The organism is Kosakonia sp. H02, assembly GCA_030704225.1.
In the GTDB taxonomy this organism is placed as follows: Bacteria; Pseudomonadota; Gammaproteobacteria; order Enterobacterales; family Enterobacteriaceae; genus Kosakonia.
Genome location: CP131915.1, coordinates 2,385,577 through 2,404,624 on the forward strand (window position 1 = coordinate 2,385,577; position 19,048 = coordinate 2,404,624).

Consider the following 19,048-nt stretch of genomic DNA (forward strand, 5'->3'; position numbering starts at 1 on the left):
TTTCAGAATCAGCACTTTTTCCGTGCAAAATTGCCCTCAGATAGCCGCTTTTTTCGTCAGCCAATCGTTTTCCTCAACATGTAGTAGACAACCACGCCAGCGACCACAAGCCCACCGCCAAAGCGACGTAAAAGATTGTCCGGCAGCAAGGTCAATGTGGCGATCATTCGCCGCCAGGCACGGGGATAAAGCATCGGTCCGAGGCCTTCAAGTACCAAAACCAGCGCCAGGGCAAGCCAGATTGTTGAGTTCATACTTGATCCTTATAAAACAAAACCACCGCCCGGATTCAGGCGGTGGTTTTAATCATGAAAACCGTTGGCGCTATCTTAGCGTGTCGTGGAAGACGGTGTCTTCATATAACGGAAGAAATCGCTGTCCGGGCTGAGCACCATCACATCCTGGTTGCTCTCGAAGCTGTTTTCATACGCACGCAGGCTACGGATAAAGGCGTAGAAGTCTGGATCCTGGCTGAATGCATCAGCAAACAGTTTCGCTGCTTCGGCATCGCCTTCACCACGCATGATACGACCCTGACGCTCGGCTTCAGCCAGTGTTTTCGTCACTTCGTAATCCGCTGCGGCGCGCAGTTTTTCGGCTTCTTCCTGACCCTGTGAACGATGACGACGGGCTACCGCTTCACGCTCGGCGCGCATACGGTTGTAAATCGCATCAGACACTTCTGTCGGCAGGTTGATCTGTTTAATGCGCACATCCACCACTTCGATACCTAACGCCGCCATACTGTTCGGGTTGACAACCGGCACTTTGCCGTTGGTTTCAGCCTGAACGCGCTCTGCGGCTTTGGCAATTGCATCGTCTGCCGCTGGCGTTGACACTTCATCTTCCGTACCGGCAGAACCGGAGTTCAGCGCATCACGGACTTCCAGCGTCAAGCGACCACGAGAGTCGGTAACGATGTCTTTCACATCCAGACGACCAATTTCAGAACGCAGACGGTCAGAGAACTTACGTTTCAGCAGCACTTCCGCCTGGGAGACGTCACCGCCACCGGTCGCGAGGTAGTAACGGCTGAAATCGCTGATACGCCACTTGATGTATGAGTCGACAATCAGGTCTTTCTTCTCTTTGGTCACAAAGCGGTCTGCCTGGTTATCCATGGTCTGGATACGCGCATCGAGCAGTTTGACCGATTCAATAAACGGCAGTTTGAAGTGCAAGCCTGGCTCGAACACCAACGGCTTGTTGTCGTCGTCACGCAGCACTTTACCGAAGCGCAGCGAAATGCCTCGCTCGCCCTCTTTCACCACGAAAATAGAGGTGAAAAGCACTACCAGCACGATGATGATGATCGCGATAACTGACTTACGCATCGTTATTCCCCCTGACGCTGGTAGTCGTTACGCTGCGCGTTCACGCGGCGTTGGTCCATAATGTCTCCCGCTGACGTAGAGGGATTGCTGTTCGCGCTGCTGCCAGAGTTGGACGCAGGCGGCAGGCGCAGCAAGTTGTTCGCGCCACTGCTGTCACTCTTTGCCGCTGGCGCGTTACCGCCTTTCAGCATCTGATCCAGCGGCAGCACCATCAGGTTGCCACCTTTATCATTCACCAGCACTTTGCGGGTATGGCTCAGCACTTTCTCCATCGCTTCGATATAGAGACGCTCGCGGGTAATTTCCGGTGCTGCTTTATATTCCGGCAGGATCTTGGCAAAACGAGCCACTTCACCCTGCGCTTCCAGGATAGTCTGCGTTTTGTAGGCACGCGCCTCTTCGAGGATACGCTGCGCCTGGCCGTTCGCACGCGGCTGAACTTCGTTGGTGTACGCTTCCGCTTCACGGATGTACTGCTGCTCGTTTTCACGGGCGGCAATCGCATCATCAAATGCGGCTTTCACCTCTTCCGGCGGACGTGCGGCCTGGAAGTTAACGTCCAGCAGGGTAATCCCCATGTTGTACGGACGAATAGTCTCTTCCAGCTCGCGCTGGGTATCGCTACGAATAACGGTACGACCTTCGGTCAGAATGCGATCCATCGTGTATTTACCGATGACGCCGCGCAGAGCACTGTCTGTCGCCTGGCGCAGACTGTCGTCAGCGCTGGTGACGCTAAACAGATAGCGCTCAGGATCGGTGACGCGGTACTGCACGTTCATTTCAACGCGCACGACGTTTTCGTCAGAAGTGAGCATCACGCCAGAAGCGGCCAGTTCACGAACGGATTCAACGTTTACCGCGGTTACGCTATCGATAAAGGTCGGTTTCCAGTTCAGACCCGGCTCAACCAGATGGCTGAACTTGCCGAAGCGCATAACCACGCCGCGCTCCGCTTCTTTAATGGTATAGAACCCGGTCGCGGCCCAGATGACAACAGCGGCAACGGCAACGATGCCGATAACGCGCCCGCCAATTTGACCGCGCGGGCCAGAAGAACCAGGCGTCGCGCCGCCGGTACCTTTACCGCCGCCCAGACCACCAAGCTTTTTGCTCAGTTTACGGAAGATATCATCCAGATCAGGTGGCCCCTGATCGCGACCGCCTTTGTTTCCATTTCCCTCAGAGTTGCCGCCTGGTTTGCTGCTTCCCCACGGGTCGCGGTCTTGTCCGTTGTTACCGGGCTGATTCCACGCCATGTATGTGCTCCATATTTATTTTGCGGTGTATGCCCGCTGGCGGGCACCCCCAAAGGGGAAAAATCTTCAGGTGTTGCCGGTCAAACGATGTACTCTTCGAGTGCCGGTTCTTGTTTACAGAGTCGACGCCAGTCGACAATCGGCATACGTATCTGCATACCTACGCTGCCATCGTCTTCCATCCACTCTTTTTCTATTGCCTGAAGCTGATAAAACCGGCTTCTCAAACGCCCTTCTTCCGCTGGCAACCGCAGCGTATGCTGCGCGACTTCACCCGCAAGACGTTCTGTCAAAGCCTGGAATAACAGTGGTACGCCAACCCCTGTCTGTGCAGAAAGCCAGACGCGGGTTGGTTTGTTCTCTTCATCACGATCGATACGCGGCTCAAAATCGTCCAGCATATCGATCTTATTCATCACCAGCAGCGTTGGAATTTCGTGTGCGTCAATCTCTTCCAGCACAGTATTCACTGCATCAATGTTTTCCTGCACGCGCACATCAGCGGCGTCAATCACGTGCAGTAACAGCGTTGCCTGACGCGTCTCTTGTAGCGTTGCTTTGAACGCAGCGACCAGGTCGTGCGGCAGATGACGAATAAAGCCGACGGTATCAGCCAATACGGTTTCACCGACATCCGTGACGTCAATGCGGCGCAGCGTCGGATCCAGGGTCGCAAACAGCTGATCGGCGGCGTACACCTGCGCTTCGGTTATCTGGTTAAATAACGTCGATTTACCGGCGTTGGTGTAACCCACCAGCGAAACCGTTGGAATATCGGCTTTTGAACGGGAGCGACGCCCCTGCTCACGCTGTTTTTCAACCTTTTCGAGACGCGAGAGGATCTGAGTAATACGATTACGCAACAAACGACGGTCGGTTTCGAGCTGGGTTTCACCCGGACCGCGCAAACCAATCCCGCCCTTTTGTCGTTCAAGGTGGGTCCAGCCACGCACCAGACGCGTCGCCAGATGGCGCAACTGCGCCAGCTCAACTTGTAATTTCCCCTCGTGCGTACGTGCACGCTGGGCAAAAATATCCAAAATAAGGCCCGTGCGATCAATAACCCGACATTCGCACAGTTGCTCCAGGTTACGTTCCTGGGCTGGGGTTAGCGCATGATCAAAGAGCACGACGGAAGCACCGGTTGCTTTTACGGCATCTGCAATCTCAACTGCTTTACCTTCACCAACAAAATACTTGGGGTGCGGTGCTTTACGGCTACCGGTAATCACCTGCATTGCTTCGACACCGGCGGAAGAGACCAGAGCTTCAAATTCCTGGAGATCTTCCATATCTTTGTCTTGCGAAAAATAGATGTGTACCAGTACCGCCTGCTCACCGGCGTCATAACGGTCAAACAAGCGTAAACCCTCATAAAATACCAGCGGGGAACACAGCTTAACTGGCTCCCCGATCTGGAAAATCAGCCTTCAACCTTACTCGGTTTCTTCGCCGTCTTGCGGTGCAGTGCCCTGCGCGTTGCTACCGTGATGGTAGTTACTGCTGGAACCGCCGCCCGCATTGTTGCTGTGATGTGAAACCGGACGAGAAGGAACAACAGTAGAAATAGCGTGCTTATAGACCATCTGGCTGACCGTGTTTTTCAACAGGATCACGAACTGATCGAAAGACTCAATTTGCCCTTGCAGCTTAATACCATTCACCAAATAAATTGAAACTGGAACACGTTCCCGACGCAGTGCGTTCAGGAACGGATCTTGTAAAGATTGCCCCTTAGCCATTCTATCTTTTCCTTATATGCTTGTTTTGTACTTAGAACCCGTAAGTTCTGAAAACTGCGTAAAAATTTGCGCACGATACGACGTAATTGTACACATTCACCCTGCGATAGCACTAACAACCTGTAACACGTCATGGTAAGACTTTTCTGGCTTTTCACTCTCTAACCAGTGGACGTCATCCCAGCCGCGTAACCAGGTAATCTGTCGCTTGGCTAACTGCCTCGTGGCGCAAATACCTCGATAAACCATTTCATCGTATGAAATCTCGCCTTCAAGGTATGACCACATCTGGCGATAGCCCACACAACGAATGGAAGGCATATCCGTATGCAAATCTCCGCGAGCAAAAAGCGCCCGCACTTCTGCTTCAAAACCTGAAGCTAACATCTGATGAAAACGCTGCTCGATTCGTTGATGGAGCAGTTCACGGCTCGCCGGGGCGATGGCGAACTGATGCACCTGGTAAGGCAGAGCGTCTCCTGACGTTTGCGTCAGATCTGTTAAAGTTTTACCCGAAATGAAAAAAACTTCCAGTGCCCGGGAAAGCCTTTGCGGATCATTTGGATGAATCCGCGCTGCGGCAACGGGATCGATCTCCCTTAACTGCCCATGCAACGCTTCCCACCCACGCTCTGCCGCCTGTTTTTCAATCTCCGCCCTGACTTTTGCATCCGCAGATGGCAAAGGCGATAGCCCTTCCAACAGCGCCTTAAAGTAGAGCATCGTACCGCCCACCAGCAGCGCAATACGCCCGGCCTCGGTTATCTCTTTCATTTGCGCCAGCGCATCGCGACGAAAATCAGCCGCGGAATAGGCCTGCGCCGGATCAAGAATATCGAGGAGCCGATGCGGTGCAGCTTGCAGCTCTTCCGCGTTCGGCTTAGCGGTACCGATATTCATGCCCTGATAGATAAGGGCGGAGTCCACGCTTATCAACTCTACTGGCAAAACTTTACGTAACGCGATGGCTAACGCCGTTTTGCCGGAGGCCGTCGGCCCCATCAAAAAAATCGCCTTCGGCAGGCCTGCTTTACTCACTTCACTCATCATTCAGGGCGTTCATCGCCTTTTGTAAATCAACAGGTTGTAATAAACCATCCGGCGGGGTCTTCACCAGATGCGGACAAAGCCGTTCAACATCGGCCAAAAGTGTGATCGCCTGGGCCACGTTCCACTGCGTATGTTCACTCGCCAGATGGCGCGCCAGCCAGTGGGCGATATTCACCGCGTCAATGCTTGCCTGCTGCGCCAGGTAGCCTATCAGTTCAGGAATCAAGATTTGTAAATTTTGTTGGCGCAAGGGTAAAGGCACCGCGCGAATGGTTACGTGCTGACCATCAGGCACAAATTCAATCCCCATTTCCGCCAATACCGGCTGCGCACGTTTTAAGGCCGCACTCTCTTCGCTGGAAATTTTTAAGCGCACCGGAATCAACAGCGGCTGCCCGCAACCAGGAGCATTAGCCGGTGATAACTGCGCATGACGCAGCCAGCGCTCCGCCACCGGCAGTGCCAACAATGCCAGCTTGCCGTCACGTTCAAGTAGCGCAAAGTGCGGCGCAATCAGCGTAAGCACGCGGCCAAAACTTTGGCTATGCCCGTCCAGCGCCGGTGCGGCGGGTTGTGGCTTCTCTGCTTTACGATCGGCAACCGGCGTTTCCAGCAACTGTTGATAAAGCGCGCCCTGCTGTTTTTGATAACCCGGCTGGGCATTCGGCCAGGGCTGTGCGCCCGCGCCGCCAGACGGGCGAGAGGAACTGGACGAAGGCGTTGCAAAACGCGGCGCATCCGGTTCACGGGCGGTGCGCGGTTCAGCGAATTGATTGCGCCCCGCAGCGACACGGTTTTCCGGCAACGGGCGAGGGGCTGGCTCTTCAGACAGCGGCAGAGATGTGTCGAGCTGCTGTTGCAGCACGCTCAGCACGCCCTGATAAATAAAGTCATGCACCAGCCGCGATTGATGGAAGCGTACTTCGTGTTTTGCCGGATGGACATTCACATCCACCTGGTGAGGATCGATCTCAAGATAGAGCACAAACGCTGGTTGTTGATCCGCGCCGAGCTTGTCTTCACAAGCCTGGCGAATCGCGTGGTTGATCAATCGATCGCGCATCATGCGGCCATTCACATAGCAGTACTGAATTTCAGCCAAGGCACTGTTGGTGCTTTTCGGATCGGCAACCCAGCCGCGCAGAGCCAAATCACCGTGCTGCCATTCAATAGCCAGTGCCTGTTCAAGAAATGGCGTACCGCAAATCGCACCCAGACGGCGCTCTTTCTGACCGCCTTCTGCGACCGCGCGGTACTGGCGCACCAGTTTACCGTTGTGATTGAGGTTGATAGCCACGTCAAAACGCGCCAGCGCGATACGGCGGATCACTTCATCGATATGGCCAAATTCTGTTTTTTCTGTGCGCATAAACTTACGTCGCGCCGGAGTGTTATAGAACAGATCCAGTACTTCAAGCGTCGTTCCCACTGGATGCGCAGCAGGTTTAACCGTTACTGCCATATCGCGCCCTTCGGCGTAGGCCTGCCAGGCTTCCGGCTGTTCAGCCGTGCGCGAAGTGAGTGTCAGACGGGAAACAGAACTGATACTGGCCAGCGCTTCGCCGCGAAAACCGAGGCTGATAATGGCTTCGAGATCGTCGAGCGAGGCGATTTTACTGGTGGCATGGCGCGCTAACGCCAGCGCCAGTTCATCTTTTTTGATGCCGCCGCCGTTATCACGGATGCGGATAAGTTTGGCGCCGCCGCGCTCGATATCGATATCAATACGTGTTGCGCCGGCATCAAGGCTGTTTTCAACCAGCTCTTTCACCACCGACGCAGGACGCTCAACCACTTCGCCAGCGGCGATCTGGTTCGCAAGCTGTGGCGGGAGAACCTGTATCGGCATGAATTTATCCTTAGTTAAGCAGACCATTTGCGGGTGCGCCCGCACTGGCCGTTTGCCCGCTTCCGCCCTGCGGCGCGGACTGCAACGGATGCGCAAGGAAATAGCTACGCAGGCCACCATAAATCGCCGTAGCGATTTGCTGTTGATATTCGTCGCTGCCCAACAGCCGCTCTTCGCTGCGGTTGCTGATAAAGCCCGTTTCGACTAACACAGACGGAATATCCGGGGAGCGTAACACGCCGAGGCTGGCATGTTCCGGGCGGCGTTTATGCAGCGAACCAATGCGCTGAAGCTGGCCCAGCATACTGGTGGCGACATCATACCCTACACGCTGGGAATGACCGAATTGCAAATCCAGCACCGCCTGGCTGAGATAGGGGTCAGACTGGCTATTGGCCAGCACATCCCCTGCTCCGCCCAGCAGTTCAGACTGCTTCTCATGCTGCTCCAGCCAGCTTGCCATTTCACTGTTAGCACGACGGTTTGACAACACCCATACCGACGCACCCGTGGCATCGCGGTTCGGCGCAGCATCCGCATGGATAGAAACCAGGAAGTTGGCATTTTGCTTACGCGCCACGTCGGAGCGGCCCATTACCGAAATAAAATAGTCGCCGTCGCGGGTCATCACCGGTTTAAACATCGGATCGGCATTCAGCAAGGCGCGCAGCTTACGCGCAATAGAAATAGTGACGCTTTTCTCCTGCGTACCGCCCGCGCCAATCGCGCCAGGATCCTGGCCGCCGTGCCCGGCGTCAATCGCAATCACCACTTTATCGCCGGACGCGCTACGCGCCTGCGCCGCGGGTCGTGTGACGGTATTGCTGTTGGTCACACTGGTGATGCGATCGTTATCAGGTTTGAAAGGGTTGCGCACGGGCGTGCTCTGTCGCGGCGTCGCGGCGGGTGTTTCAACACGCTTCACCACCGCTTTGGGTGGTACTGGCGGTGGCGGTACGTCGGCATCAATCGTAAAGACCACCGTGTAGCCCGCGCCGTTCTGCTGCTTCACTGCCCGGGTTTTACCGTTTTGCGTTAAATCCACCACCAGCCGGATGGACTGGTTGTTCTGCGCTGTACCGGCACGGATGCTTTTGACCAGATTATTGCCGCTAAACTGCAATGGCAGCCCCTGGATAATGCCGGTCTGCTTGATATCCAGCGCCACGCTGCGTTTGCCCTGCTGGGTGAACGCATACTCCGGATCGCCCATAAAACTAAAGGTGATACGGGCCTGGCTATCGCCATTCGACACCTGAATATCCGCTAAACTCGCCGCACCTGCCGGTGTACACAACAAAAGCAGCGCGAATGCCAACCAATTTTTCATGCGAGAAATCATCCCGTCATCCTTCCAGTTAACCGGCCATACGCGCCAGTAACGAATCGCCAGATGAGGATACAGCACGAATGCGCGCCTCACGCCCCTGCGCCTGGTACTCTAAATGGATTTCGACATCCGGGTCAGGCAGTACACCCGCGCCTTGTTGCGGCCACTCGACCAGGCAAATTGCGTCGTTGGCAAAATAATCGCGGATCCCCATAAATTCCAGCTCCTCCGGGTCCGCAAGGCGGTATAAATCGAAGTGATAGACCATTAATTTGTCGAGAGTATAGGGCTCCACCAGGGTGTAGGTCGGGCTTTTGACATTACCGTTATGCCCCAGCGCGTGCAAAAATCCCCGGCTGAAGGTGGTTTTACCCGCCCCGAGATCGCCATACAAATAAATCACCGTCGCACCCGCGCAGGCCTGCGCCACGCGTTGGCCGAGATCCAGTGTCGATTGTTCGTCAGGTAAAGGAATCACTCGATTAATCATTTTTGGTATCAATTACATCCGGGTTAACAACACGCAACAGCGTGCCAAAAAGATCGGTTGCCAGCATACCGCGCTGGCCATACTGTGCCGCTCGCAGGTCACCCGCAGCACCGTGCGCAACGCACCCTGCGCAGGCGGCATCATATAAGCTGAATTTCTGCCCGAGCATCGCGCCGATAATCCCCGACAGCACATCGCCCATGCCGCCACTGCCCATCCCGGCATTCCCGGCATCAATAATGCCCGTTTCGCCCTGCGCGCCCGCAACGACTGTACCTGCACCTTTCAGCACCACCACGCCTGCATAACGTTGTACCAGACGCTGAGCCGCAAGTAAGCGATCACTTTCAATTTCCGCCACACTGCAATTAAGCAAACGCGCGGCCTCGCCGGGGTGCGGCGTCAGTACGCGATTGTGACGTTTATCGGGATTGATTGCCAGAAGGTTGAGCGCATCCGCATCCCACAGCATCGGTTTGCGAAAGTTCTCTACTTTTTGCAGCGCTTTTTTGCCCCACTCCTGCTGCCCAAGGCCTGGGCCAATAACCACGACATCGGCCCACTCAAGGCTTTCATCCATTGATTCAGCGGTAAGTTCGTGGACCATCAACTCCGGGCGCATAGTGATGATGGGTGCGATATTCTCGCGACGCGTCAATATGCGCACCAGCCCCGCCCCTGTTCGTAGCGCCGCTTCGCCGGTCATGCGGATCGCCCCGGCCGTACCGTGATCGCCTCCGATAATCACCAGCCGCCCGTTATCCCCTTTATGCGAGGTAGGTCGGCGTGGCGTAAACCACCGGGGAAGTTGGCTGGCGTCGAAGCGGGCAATGGGCGGTTGCTGGCCGCCAAGCCAGGCGTCAAGACCAAGCGAGTGGTGATGCAATTGGCCGACAACATCGCGCGCCTTGCCCGTCAACAGGCCCGGTTTGAGGACAATAAAAGTGACGGTATGGCGCGCCTGAATCACCGCGCCGGGTGTTACGCCAGTTTGCGCATTCAGGCCAGAGGGAATATCCAGCGCCAGCAGTGGCGCAGGATGGGCGTTGGCGCGTTCAATCAGCGACGCCACGTTGTCGCGCGGGGCGCTGGTCAGGCCCGTGCCCAGCAGGCCATCAATAATTAAATCAATCTCATCCGGCCAGAGCGCATCTTCGGCATGAACCACCCCACCGGCATTGAGCCAGGCATCACGCGCCTGCGTCGCCTCTTCCGGCAGCGGTTTGTCACTCTCCAGCGCTAACAGCGTGACCTGAATACCTGCCGCGGCGGCCAGACGCGCGACAACATAACCGTCGCCGCCGTTATTGCCGTGTCCGCACAGCACCAGCCAGCTTCGCGCCTCGGAAAACTGCTCCCGCGCCACGTTAAATGCCGCTTCACCTGCGCGCAGCATCAGTTCATACAACGTAATGCCCAGACTGTCGGCGGCCTCTTTTTCGATGCGTTTAAGGTCACCAGCAGGCCAGATAGAGTGTGGTATACTTGCTGCGTTTTTCTTCATTTCTATGGTCCGTCATGTCACAGCCCCTCGATCTCAATCATTTAGCGCAACAAATCAAGCAGTGGGGAGCTGAACTGGGTTTTCAGCAGGTCGGTATTACAAATACCGATCTCACCGCCAGCGAACCGAAGTTGCAGGCGTGGCTGGACAAACAATATCACGGCGAGATGGAATGGATGGCGCGCCACGGTATGATGCGCGCCCGCCCTCACGAGCTTCTCCCCGGCACTCTGCGCGTTATCAGCGTGCGCATGAACTATCTTCCTGCCAATGCGGCTTTCGCCAGCACGCTGAAAAACCCGGCGCTCGGCTATGTCAGCCGTTATGCGCTGGGTCGCGATTATCATAAGCTGCTGCGCAACCGGCTTAAAAAGCTCGGCGAATTGATCCAGCAGCAGTGTGCTTCGCTGAATTTTAGACCGTTTGTCGATTCTGCGCCCATTCTTGAGCGCCCGCTGGCAGAAAAAGCCGGACTTGGCTGGACAGGTAAGCACTCACTTATTCTTAGTCGCGACGCCGGATCGTTCTTTTTCCTCGGCGAATTGTTGATTGATTTACCGCTGCCCATCGACCAGCCGGTGGAAGAAGGCTGTGGCCGCTGCGTGGCCTGCATGACAATTTGCCCAACCGGCGCCATTGTCGAGCCGTATACCGTCGATGCCCGCCGCTGTATCTCCTATCTCACCATTGAACTGGAAGGCTCGATTCCCGAAGAATTTCGCCCGCTGATTGGCAACCGCATTTATGGCTGTGATGACTGCCAGTTGATTTGCCCGTGGAACCGTTTCTCACAACTGACCGATGAAGAGGATTTCAGCCCGCGCAACGCCCTTCACGCCCCGGCGCTGATTGAGCTGTTTGGCTGGAGCGAAGCGTATTTTCTGAAAATTACGCAGGGATCGGCCATTCGCCGGATAGGCCATTTGCGCTGGCTGCGAAATATTGCGGTTGCGCTGGGTAATGCGCCGTGGGATGAAGCGAACATTCGCACGCTTGAGCAACGCCTTGGTGAGCACCCACTTCTCGACGAACACATCGAGTGGGCGATTGCGCAGCAAATTGAGAAGCGAAACGCCTGCGTGGTAGAAGTACAACTGCCGAAAAAACAGCGTCTGGTGAGGGTCGTTGAAAAGGGTCTGCCGCGCGACGCCTGAGCCGTCCACAGCTTGTGTATAAAATAAAAAACACATTACGTTTCAACGTTCACAAATTCGTCAAGCGATCGAATTAACACTTTGAAATGATTTTTTTATGTTATTTTTCAGTGCACTAAAGAAAAACTATTTACTAAGCGAAGCAATATTGCAGTTGCGTATGAAAGGCTCACCTGTGGATAAGTCTGTTCACAAACTATTGGAGAGGACAATAAAAAACGCCCCCAGCGAGGAAATCCGCTGTGGATAATTTATTGGGTGTGAAAATTTGGAGCGGGAAACGAGACTCGAACTCGCGACCCCGACCTTGGCAAGGTCGTGCTCTACCAACTGAGCTATTCCCGCATACTTATCTGGTCAGGCTGTCTGCCGTGGGCCAGTAAATCTGGATGGTGCGTGCCTTTCGGCATTTCAAATTTGGAGCGGGAAACGAGACTCGAACACGCGACCCCGACCTTGGCAAGGTCGTGCTCTACCATCTGAGCTATTACCGCATACTTATCTGGTCAGGCTGTCTGCCGGGGGCCCGTAAATCTGGATGGTGCGTGCCTATCGGGTTTTCAAATTTGGAGCGGGAAACGAGACTCGACCTCGCGACCCCGACCTTGGCAAGGTCGTGCTCTACCAACTGAGCTATTCCCGCATATTTATCTGGTCAAGGCTGTTTGCCGTGGGCCAGTAAATTGGATGGTGCAATTCAAATTTTGGAGCGGGAAACGAGACTCGAACTCGCGACCCCGACCTGGGCAAGGTCGTGCTCTACCAACTGAGCTATTCCCGCATACTTATCTGGTCAAGGCTGTTTGCCGTGGGCCTGTAAATTGGATGGTGCAATTCAAATTTTGGAGTGGGAAACGAGACTCGAACTCGCGACCCCGACCTTGGCAAGGTCGTGCTCTACCAACTGAGCTATTCCCGCTTATCATCGATTTTTCAGCGAGTTACCACTCTTTTTCACTGAAATTTCGTGATGCCGTGTTGCACATTTCTGTGTCTTCACGGGAGGCGCATTATACGAGAAATCCTTCCTGCTGCAAGCCCCTGAAAGCAAATTTTCGCTTTTTTTGTCTAACTGCCGATTTAATCAGCAAAACGCGCAATTTTACAGCAAAGGCGCGCCAGTGCTGGCTTGCAGAGCCGAAAGAAAAAATCCCGGCCCTGTGTAATCGCCCCATTACAGCTTAATAAAATGCTCGCGATAGTAAGCGAGTTCTGCCACAGATTCGCGAATATCATCCAGCGCCTGGTGGGTATTCTGTTTCGTCAGCCCTTCCAGCACATCCGGCTTCCAGCGGCGCGCCAGCTCTTTCAATGTGCTGACATCCAGATAGCGGTAATGGAAGTAAGCTTCCAGTTCCGGCATGTACTTAAACAGAAAGCGGCGATCCTGGCCGATGCTGTTGCCACAAATCGGCGATTTCCCCGCCGGCACCCACTCTTTCAGAAATTCAATGGTCGCCAGCTCCGCCGCGCGATCGTCAAACTGGCTGGCCTTGACGCGATCCACCAGACCGCTGCCAGTATGGGTGCGCACGTTCCACTCATCCATTAACGCCAATTGCGCATCAGACTGATGCACCGCCATTACCGGCCCTTCCGCCAGGATATTGAGATTGGCATCGGTGACCAGCGTTGCGATCTCAATAATGCGATCGCGCTCGGGATCTAAGCCCGTCATCTCCAGATCGATCCAAATGAGGTTGTTTTCATTTGCGCTCATGCTATTTTCCACCCTTCTCGCGTCACTATATTCATCTAGAATTGCGTGTATCATAGAGGTTTTGCCCATCCGGGGCGACCAGGAGCCAGCACGATTGAGTAAAAATAAACTCTCCAAAGGGCAGCAGCGCCGCGTAAAAGCGAACCACCAGCGCCGACTGAAAACGTCTGCGGAGAAAGCTGACTACGATGACAACCTGTTCGGCGAACCGTCTGAAGGGGTGGTGATCAGCCGCTTTGGCATGCATGCCGATGTCGAATCTGCCGACGGCGCAGTGCATCGCTGCAATATCCGCCGTACGATCCGCTCGCTGGTGACCGGCGACCGCGTGGTCTGGCGGCCTGGCAAAGAAGCAGCGGAAGGCGTCAATGTAAAAGGCATCGTTGAAGCTGTACACGAACGCACTTCGGTGCTGACACGGCCGGACTTTTATGATGGCGTAAAACCTATCGCCGCGAACATTGATCAAATCGTCGTGGTTTCCGCGATCCTGCCGGAACTCTCACTGAACATTATCGATCGCTATCTGGTGGCCTGTGAGGCATTGCAGGTTGAACCGCTGATCGTATTGAATAAAATCGATCTGCTTGACGAGGACAGCAGGCGCTTCGTCAACGAGCAGATGGATATCTACCGCGGTATTGGCTATCGCGTGCTGATGGTTTCCAGCCACGCAAAAGATGGCCTGGATCCGCTGGTCGAGGCGTTAACTGACCGCATAAGCATTTTTGCGGGCCAGTCCGGCGTGGGAAAATCGAGCCTGCTCAACGCCCTGCTTGGTTTGCAGGAGGAGCAAATCCTCACCAATGACGTGTCGGGCGTTTCCGGTCTGGGGCAGCACACCACTACGGCCGCGCGCCTCTATCACTTCCCGCACGGCGGCGATGTGATTGATTCTCCGGGTGTGCGCGAATTTGGCCTCTGGCATCTCGAACCGGAACAAATCACCAACGGATTTGTCGAATTCCATGATTTTCTTGGCCACTGTAAATACCGCGATTGCAAGCACGATACCGATCCCGGCTGTGCTATTCGCGAGGCGGTAGAAAACGGCAAAATTGCGGAAAGCCGTTTCGAAAATTATCACCGCATTCTGGAAAGCATGTCGCAGGTAAAAACGCGTAAAACCTTTTCTGAATTGGATGACTGACAACTAACCTAAGCGTCGCTAGAATCGTCCCCTTTTTTGACAGACTCCGGCGTTTGGGCGTCGGGTCAGGAACGACAGAAAACAACGGCCTGGAGGCTACCTTGTTAAACTCATTCAAACTTTCGCTTCAATACATTCTGCCGAAACTGTGGCTCACTCGCCTGGCGGGCTGGGGCGCAAGCAAGCGTGCAGGCTGGCTGACCAAACTGGTTATCGATCTGTTCGTGAAATACTACAAGGTCGATATGAAAGAGGCGCAAAAGCCGGACACCGCCAGCTATCGCTCCTTTAATGACTTCTTCGTACGCGCCCTGCGCGACGACGTGCGCCCGCTCAATACCGACCCGAATGTGCTGGTGATGCCAGCAGACGGCGTGGTAAGCCAGCTTGGCGACATCGACAACGACAAAATCCTGCAAGCCAAAGGCCATAATTACAGCCTTGAAGCGCTGCTGGCAGGTAACTACCTGATGGCCGATCTGTTCCGTAACGGTAGCTTCGTCACGACGTACCTCTCGCCGCGCGACTATCATCGCGTACATATGCCCTGCAACGGCATTCTGCGTGAAATGATTTATGTGCCGGGCGATCTCTTCTCAGTTAACCATTTGACCGCGCAGAACGTGCCGAACCTGTTTGCCCGTAATGAGCGCGTTATCTGCCTGTTCGATACCGAATTTGGCCCAATGGCGCAAATCCTCGTTGGTGCGACCATTGTCGGCAGCATTGAAACTGTGTGGGCAGGCACCGTAACACCGCCGCGCGAAGGGATTATCAAACGCTGGACATTCCCTGAGGGCGAAAACGAAGGCGCGGTGGCCTTATTGAAAGGCCAGGAAATGGGCCGTTTCAAACTGGGCTCGACGGTGATTAACCTGTTCGCGCCGGGCAAAGTGAAGCTGGCGGAGCAGTTACACAGCCTTTCAGTGACCAAAATCGGTCAACCGCTGGCCGTTTCCACCGAACCTTTTGTGCCTGTTGATGCCCAGGAGCCGGCGCCGTTGCCGGAAGCCGAAATTAAAGCGGAACATGACGCCAACCCGCTGGTTGACGACAAAAAAGACGAAAACTAAGCCTCATCCAGGGAGACTGTAGTGCGCCTGATTATCGCTTTTCTGATGGCCTGGTGCCTCAGCCTGGGAGCCGTTGCCGCAACGGCTCCCGATGCCCGACAAATCACCCAGGAGCTGGAGCAAGCCAAAGCGGCGAAGAACACGCCGGATCAGGCAGAAACCGTCGAGGTGCTCCAGGCCGCGCTCAATGCGCTCGACGAACGCAAAGGTTCCCTCGAACGTGCCAAACAATATCAAGACGTTATTGATAATTTTCCTAAACTCTCCCGCACTCTGCGCTCGCAACTGGAAAACCTGCGGGATGAATCGCCCTCTGTCCCGGCGGCGATGAGCAGCGATGCGCTGAACCAGGAGATCCTGCAAGTCAGCAGCCAGTTGCTGGAGAAAACCCGACAGGCGCAGCAGGAACAGGAGCGCGCCCGGGAAATCAGCGACTCCTTAAGCCAGCTTCCCCAGCAGCAAACCGACGCCCGCCGCCAGGTGACCGAGGTTGAGCGCCGCCTGAACGCGCAAACGACCACTACGCCGCTGGCACAGGCGCAAAGCTTTGGTGCACAGGCGGAATCAGCAAAACTGAGAGCGCTGGTCGATGAACTGGAGCTGGCACAGCTTTCGGCGAATAACCGCCAGGAGCTGGCCCGTATGCGTGCAGAACTGGCGCAAAAGCAGGGCCAGCAACTGGATGCCTATTTGCAGGCACTGCGTAATCAGCTCAACAGCCAGCGCCAGCGCGAAGCGGAACAGGCGCTGGAAAGCACCGAATTATTGGCGGAAAACAGCGCCAATTTGCCCGCCAGTATCGTCGAGCAGTTCCGAATCAACCGGGAGCTATCGCAGGCGCTTAACCAGCAGGCGCAGCGCATGGATCTGGTCGCATCGCAGCAACGCCAGGCCACCGGCCAAACGTTGCAGGTTCGCCAGGCGCTGAACACGCTGCGTGAGCAATCGCAGTGGCTTGGTGCATCGAATATGCTGGGCGAAGCGCTGCGCGCGCAGGTTGCCCGTCTGCCGGAAATGCCCAAGCCGCAGCAACTGGACACCGAAATGGCGCAGTTGCGCGTTCATCGTATGCGTTATGAGGATTTGCTCAACAAACAACCGCAGTTACGCCAGATCCGTCAGGCAGACGGCAAGCCGTTAACCGCCGAGCAAAGCCGGATTCTGGAAGCGCAACTGCGCACACAGCGTGAGTTGCTCAACTCCCTGTTGCAGGGCGGTGATACGCTGATCCTCGAGTTAACCAAACTCAAAGTTTCCAATAGCCAACTGGAAGACGCACTGAAAGAGGTGAACGAAGCCACCCACCGTTATCTGTTCTGGACGGCGGATGTCAGCCCAATGAGCTTCTCCTGGCCTCTCGAAATCGTGCAGGATCTGCGCCGGTTGCTGTCGCTTGATACCATCAGCCAGTTGGGCAAAGCCAGTGCCATGGTGCTGACCAGCAAAGAGACGCTATTCCCGCTGTTTGGCGCGCTGATTCTGGTGGGCGTCAGTATCTATTCGCGCCGGCATTTTACCCGTTTTCTGGAGCGTTCCAGCGCCCGCGTGGGGAAAGTGACGCAGGATCACTTCTGGCTCACCATGCGCACCGTCTTCTGGTCAATTCTTGTGGCGTCGCCGCTACCGGTGCTGTGGGCGACGCTGGGTTACTGTTTGCAGGAAGCCTGGCCCTACCCGCTGGCGGTGGCGATTGGCGATGGCGTGACCGCCACCGTGCCGCTGCTGTGGGTAGTAATGATTTGCGCCACTTTTGCCCGCCCCACCGGCTTATTCGTCGCGCACTTTGGCTGGCCGCGTAACCGCGTCGCGCGGGGAATGCGTTACTACCTGATGAGCATCGGCTTTATTGTGCCGCTGATCATGGCGTTGATCATGTTCGATAACCTCAACGATCGGGAGTTCTCCGGCTCGCTGGGGCGGCTGTGCTTTATTCTGATTTGCGGTGCGCTGGCGATCGTGACGCTGAGCCTGAAGCGCGCCGGGATCCCGCTGTATGTCGATAAGAGCGGCAACAGCAACAATATGCCCAATCATATGCTGTGGAACCTGCTGTTATGCGCGCCGTTATCGGCGATCCTCGCCGCTGCGGTCGGTTATCTGGCAACAGCGCAGGCGCTGCTGGCTCGTCTGGAAACCTCCGTCGCCATCTGGTTCCTGCTGCTGGTGGTGTATCACATCATTCGCCGCTGGATGCTTATTCAGCGCCGTCGCCTGGCATTCGAGCGCGCCCGCCATCGCCGCGCAGAGATCCTCGCTCAACGCGCACGCGGTGAAGATGATTCCGCGCATCAAACCAGTACCGAAGGCAGCGCTGACGTGGATGAGCAGGAAGTCGATCTGGACGCGATCAGCGTGCAGTCGCTGCGCCTGGTGCGCTCGATCCTGATGCTTATCGCCCTGCTTTCAGTGATTGTGCTGTGGTCTGAGATTCACTCCGCTTTTGGTTTTCTGGAAAACATTCCTCTGTGGGATGTCACCTCAACGGTGCAGGGGGTGGAAAGCCTTGAGCCGATCACCCTCGGTGCGGTGTTGATCGCCATTCTGGTGTTTATTATCACCACGCAACTGGTACGCAATCTTCCCGCGTTGCTGGAGCTGGCGCTGTTGCAGCATCTGGAGCTAACGCCGGGTACCGGCTACGCCATTACCACCATCACCAAATATCTGCTGATGCTGTTTGGCGGGCTGGTGGGCTTCTCGATGATCGGTATTGAATGGGCCAAATTGCAGTGGCTGGTGGCGGCACTCGGCGTAGGACTGGGGTTTGGTTTGCAGGAGATCTTCGCCAACTTTATCTCTGGCCTGATCATTTTGTTTGAAAAGCCGATCCGCATTGGCGATACGGTAACGATCCGCGATCTGACCGGCAGCATCACGAAGATCAACACCCGCGCCACCACCATCAGCGACTGGGATCGCAAAGAGATCATCGTGCCGAACAAGGCCTTTATCACCGAGCAGTTTATCAACTGGTCGCTGTCAGATTCCGTTACGCGTGTAGTGCTGACCGTTCCGGCTCCGGCCGATGCCAACAGCGAAGAGATCACGCAGATCCTCTACACCGCCGCCGAGCGCTGTTCGCTGGTGATTGATAACCCGGCTCCGGAAGTGTTCCTCGTGGATTTGCAACAAGGCTTACAGCTGTTTGAATTGCGTATTTACGCCGCTGAGATGGGGCATCGTATGCCGCTGCGTCACGAAATCCACCAGCTTATCCTGGCAGGCTTCCGTGAACACGGTATCGATTTGCCCTTCCCGCCGTTCCAGATGCGCCTCGAAAGTCTCGATGGTAAACGCTCCGCCAGAACGCTCTCGTCCGCAGGCAGAACCAGCCGCCCGGCGGGTAGTTTATAAGACTGTGCGGTTAACCGCCTGATGGCGCTACGCTTATCA

At 55.5% G+C, this 19,048-nt stretch carries 15 protein-coding genes and 5 tRNA genes; 4 read left to right on the forward strand and 16 right to left on the reverse strand.

Annotation, left to right across the window (positions count from 1 at the left end):
* Nucleotides 1-56: 56 nt before the first annotated feature.
* From Q5705_11300 to nnr, 10 genes are all read right to left on the reverse strand, one after another.
* Nucleotides 57-254 (reverse strand): DUF2065 family protein, encoded by a 198-nt coding sequence (locus Q5705_11300; GenBank protein ID WLI75194.1) that lies wholly within the window; start codon nt 252-254, stop codon nt 57-59.
* A gap of 75 nt (nt 255-329) precedes the next feature.
* Nucleotides 330-1,334: a protease modulator HflC gene (gene hflC, locus Q5705_11305; GenBank protein WLI75195.1), complete on the reverse strand. Its 1,005-nt coding sequence runs from the start codon at nt 1,332-1,334 to the stop codon at nt 330-332.
* A gap of 2 nt (nt 1,335-1,336) precedes the next feature.
* Entirely contained in the window at nt 1,337-2,593 is a 1,257-nt protein-coding gene (hflK, locus tag Q5705_11310) for an FtsH protease activity modulator HflK (protein WLI75196.1), read from the reverse strand.
* An 80-nt stretch (nt 2,594-2,673) separates the two neighbouring features.
* Nucleotides 2,674-3,954: a ribosome rescue GTPase HflX gene (gene hflX / locus Q5705_11315; GenBank protein ID WLI75197.1), complete on the reverse strand. Its 1,281-nt coding sequence runs from the start codon at nt 3,952-3,954 to the stop codon at nt 2,674-2,676.
* A gap of 75 nt (nt 3,955-4,029) precedes the next feature.
* The gene (hfq, locus tag Q5705_11320) at nt 4,030-4,335 is read right to left on the reverse strand and encodes an RNA chaperone Hfq (GenBank protein ID WLI75198.1); all 306 of its coding nucleotides are present in this window, start codon (nt 4,333-4,335) and stop codon (nt 4,030-4,032) included.
* Between the two features lie 96 nt (nt 4,336-4,431).
* Entirely contained in the window at nt 4,432-5,382 is a 951-nt protein-coding gene (miaA, locus tag Q5705_11325; protein ID WLI79016.1) for a tRNA (adenosine(37)-N6)-dimethylallyltransferase MiaA, read from the reverse strand.
* Nucleotides 5,375-7,234 (reverse strand): DNA mismatch repair endonuclease MutL, encoded by a 1,860-nt coding sequence (gene mutL, locus Q5705_11330; protein WLI75199.1) that lies wholly within the window; start codon nt 7,232-7,234, stop codon nt 5,375-5,377. Before mutL ends, miaA begins: the two co-directional genes overlap by 8 nt.
* A 10-nt stretch (nt 7,235-7,244) precedes the next feature.
* Nucleotides 7,245-8,576 carry an N-acetylmuramoyl-L-alanine amidase AmiB gene (gene amiB / locus Q5705_11335; GenBank protein ID WLI79017.1) on the reverse strand — a complete coding sequence of 444 codons (1,332 nt, stop codon included), beginning with the start codon at nt 8,574-8,576 and terminating at the stop codon, nt 7,245-7,247.
* A 16-nt stretch (nt 8,577-8,592) separates the two neighbouring features.
* Entirely contained in the window at nt 8,593-9,054 is a 462-nt protein-coding gene (gene tsaE / locus Q5705_11340; GenBank protein ID WLI75200.1) for a tRNA (adenosine(37)-N6)-threonylcarbamoyltransferase complex ATPase subunit type 1 TsaE, read from the reverse strand.
* Nucleotides 9,047-10,558 carry a bifunctional ADP-dependent NAD(P)H-hydrate dehydratase/NAD(P)H-hydrate epimerase gene (gene nnr, locus Q5705_11345; GenBank protein WLI75201.1) on the reverse strand — a complete coding sequence of 504 codons (1,512 nt, stop codon included), beginning with the start codon at nt 10,556-10,558 and terminating at the stop codon, nt 9,047-9,049. Before nnr ends, tsaE begins: the two co-directional genes overlap by 8 nt.
* A 14-nt stretch (nt 10,559-10,572) precedes the next feature.
* On the opposite strand from nnr, the gene queG reads away from it, so the two are divergent.
* Complete coding sequence (queG, locus tag Q5705_11350) at nt 10,573-11,712, forward strand: tRNA epoxyqueuosine(34) reductase QueG (GenBank protein WLI75202.1); 1,140 nt, start codon at nt 10,573-10,575, stop codon at nt 11,710-11,712.
* A 269-nt stretch (nt 11,713-11,981) separates the two neighbouring features.
* Here the strand turns inward: queG and Q5705_11355 are convergent.
* From Q5705_11355 to orn, 6 genes are all read right to left on the reverse strand, one after another.
* Nucleotides 11,982-12,057, reverse strand: a tRNA-Gly gene (locus Q5705_11355).
* 73 nt (nt 12,058-12,130) lie between these two features.
* Nucleotides 12,131-12,206, reverse strand: a tRNA-Gly gene (locus Q5705_11360).
* A 73-nt stretch (nt 12,207-12,279) separates the two neighbouring features.
* Nucleotides 12,280-12,355 (reverse strand) — tRNA-Gly (locus tag Q5705_11365).
* Between the two features lie 62 nt (nt 12,356-12,417).
* A tRNA-Gly gene (locus Q5705_11370) sits at nt 12,418-12,493 on the reverse strand.
* Nucleotides 12,494-12,555: 62 nt separating this feature from the next.
* Nucleotides 12,556-12,631: transfer RNA gene (locus tag Q5705_11375), tRNA-Gly, on the reverse strand.
* A gap of 255 nt (nt 12,632-12,886) precedes the next feature.
* Entirely contained in the window at nt 12,887-13,432 is a 546-nt protein-coding gene (orn, locus tag Q5705_11380; GenBank protein WLI75203.1) for an oligoribonuclease, read from the reverse strand.
* A gap of 94 nt (nt 13,433-13,526) precedes the next feature.
* On the opposite strand from orn, the gene rsgA reads away from it, so the two are divergent.
* The 3 genes from rsgA to mscM all read left to right on the forward strand — a co-directional run bounded on the left by rsgA (nt 13,527) and on the right by mscM (nt 19,009).
* Complete coding sequence (gene rsgA, locus Q5705_11385; GenBank protein WLI75204.1) at nt 13,527-14,582, forward strand: small ribosomal subunit biogenesis GTPase RsgA; 1,056 nt, start codon at nt 13,527-13,529, stop codon at nt 14,580-14,582.
* A 101-nt stretch (nt 14,583-14,683) separates the two neighbouring features.
* Entirely contained in the window at nt 14,684-15,655 is a 972-nt protein-coding gene (gene asd, locus Q5705_11390) for an archaetidylserine decarboxylase (GenBank protein ID WLI75205.1), read from the forward strand.
* A gap of 21 nt (nt 15,656-15,676) precedes the next feature.
* Nucleotides 15,677-19,009 carry a miniconductance mechanosensitive channel MscM gene (gene mscM, locus Q5705_11395; GenBank protein WLI75206.1) on the forward strand — a complete coding sequence of 1,111 codons (3,333 nt, stop codon included), beginning with the start codon at nt 15,677-15,679 and terminating at the stop codon, nt 19,007-19,009.
* The last annotated feature ends 39 nt before the right edge of the window (nt 19,010-19,048 follow it).

Coding starts and splice junctions, on each gene's coding strand:
- Q5705_11300 (WLI75194.1), bottom strand. CDS start 254: ATGAACTCAACAATCTGGCTTGCCCTGGCGCTGGTTTTGGTACTTGAA.
- hflC (WLI75195.1), bottom strand. CDS start 1,334: ATGCGTAAGTCAGTTATCGCGATCATCATCATCGTGCTGGTAGTGCTT.
- hflK (WLI75196.1), bottom strand. CDS start 2,593: ATGGCGTGGAATCAGCCCGGTAACAACGGACAAGACCGCGACCCGTGG.
- hfq (WLI75198.1), bottom strand. CDS start 4,335: ATGGCTAAGGGGCAATCTTTACAAGATCCGTTCCTGAACGCACTGCGT.
- miaA (WLI79016.1), bottom strand. CDS start 5,382: ATGAGTGAAGTGAGTAAAGCAGGCCTGCCGAAGGCGATTTTTTTGATG.
- mutL (WLI75199.1), bottom strand. CDS start 7,234: ATGCCGATACAGGTTCTCCCGCCACAGCTTGCGAACCAGATCGCCGCT.
- amiB (WLI79017.1), bottom strand. CDS start 8,576: ATGATTTCTCGCATGAAAAATTGGTTGGCATTCGCGCTGCTTTTGTTG.
- tsaE (WLI75200.1), bottom strand. CDS start 9,054: ATGATTAATCGAGTGATTCCTTTACCTGACGAACAATCGACACTGGAT.
- nnr (WLI75201.1), bottom strand. CDS start 10,558: ATGAAGAAAAACGCAGCAAGTATACCACACTCTATCTGGCCTGCTGGT.
- queG (WLI75202.1), top strand. CDS start 10,573: ATGTCACAGCCCCTCGATCTCAATCATTTAGCGCAACAAATCAAGCAG.
- orn (WLI75203.1), bottom strand. CDS start 13,432: ATGAGCGCAAATGAAAACAACCTCATTTGGATCGATCTGGAGATGACG.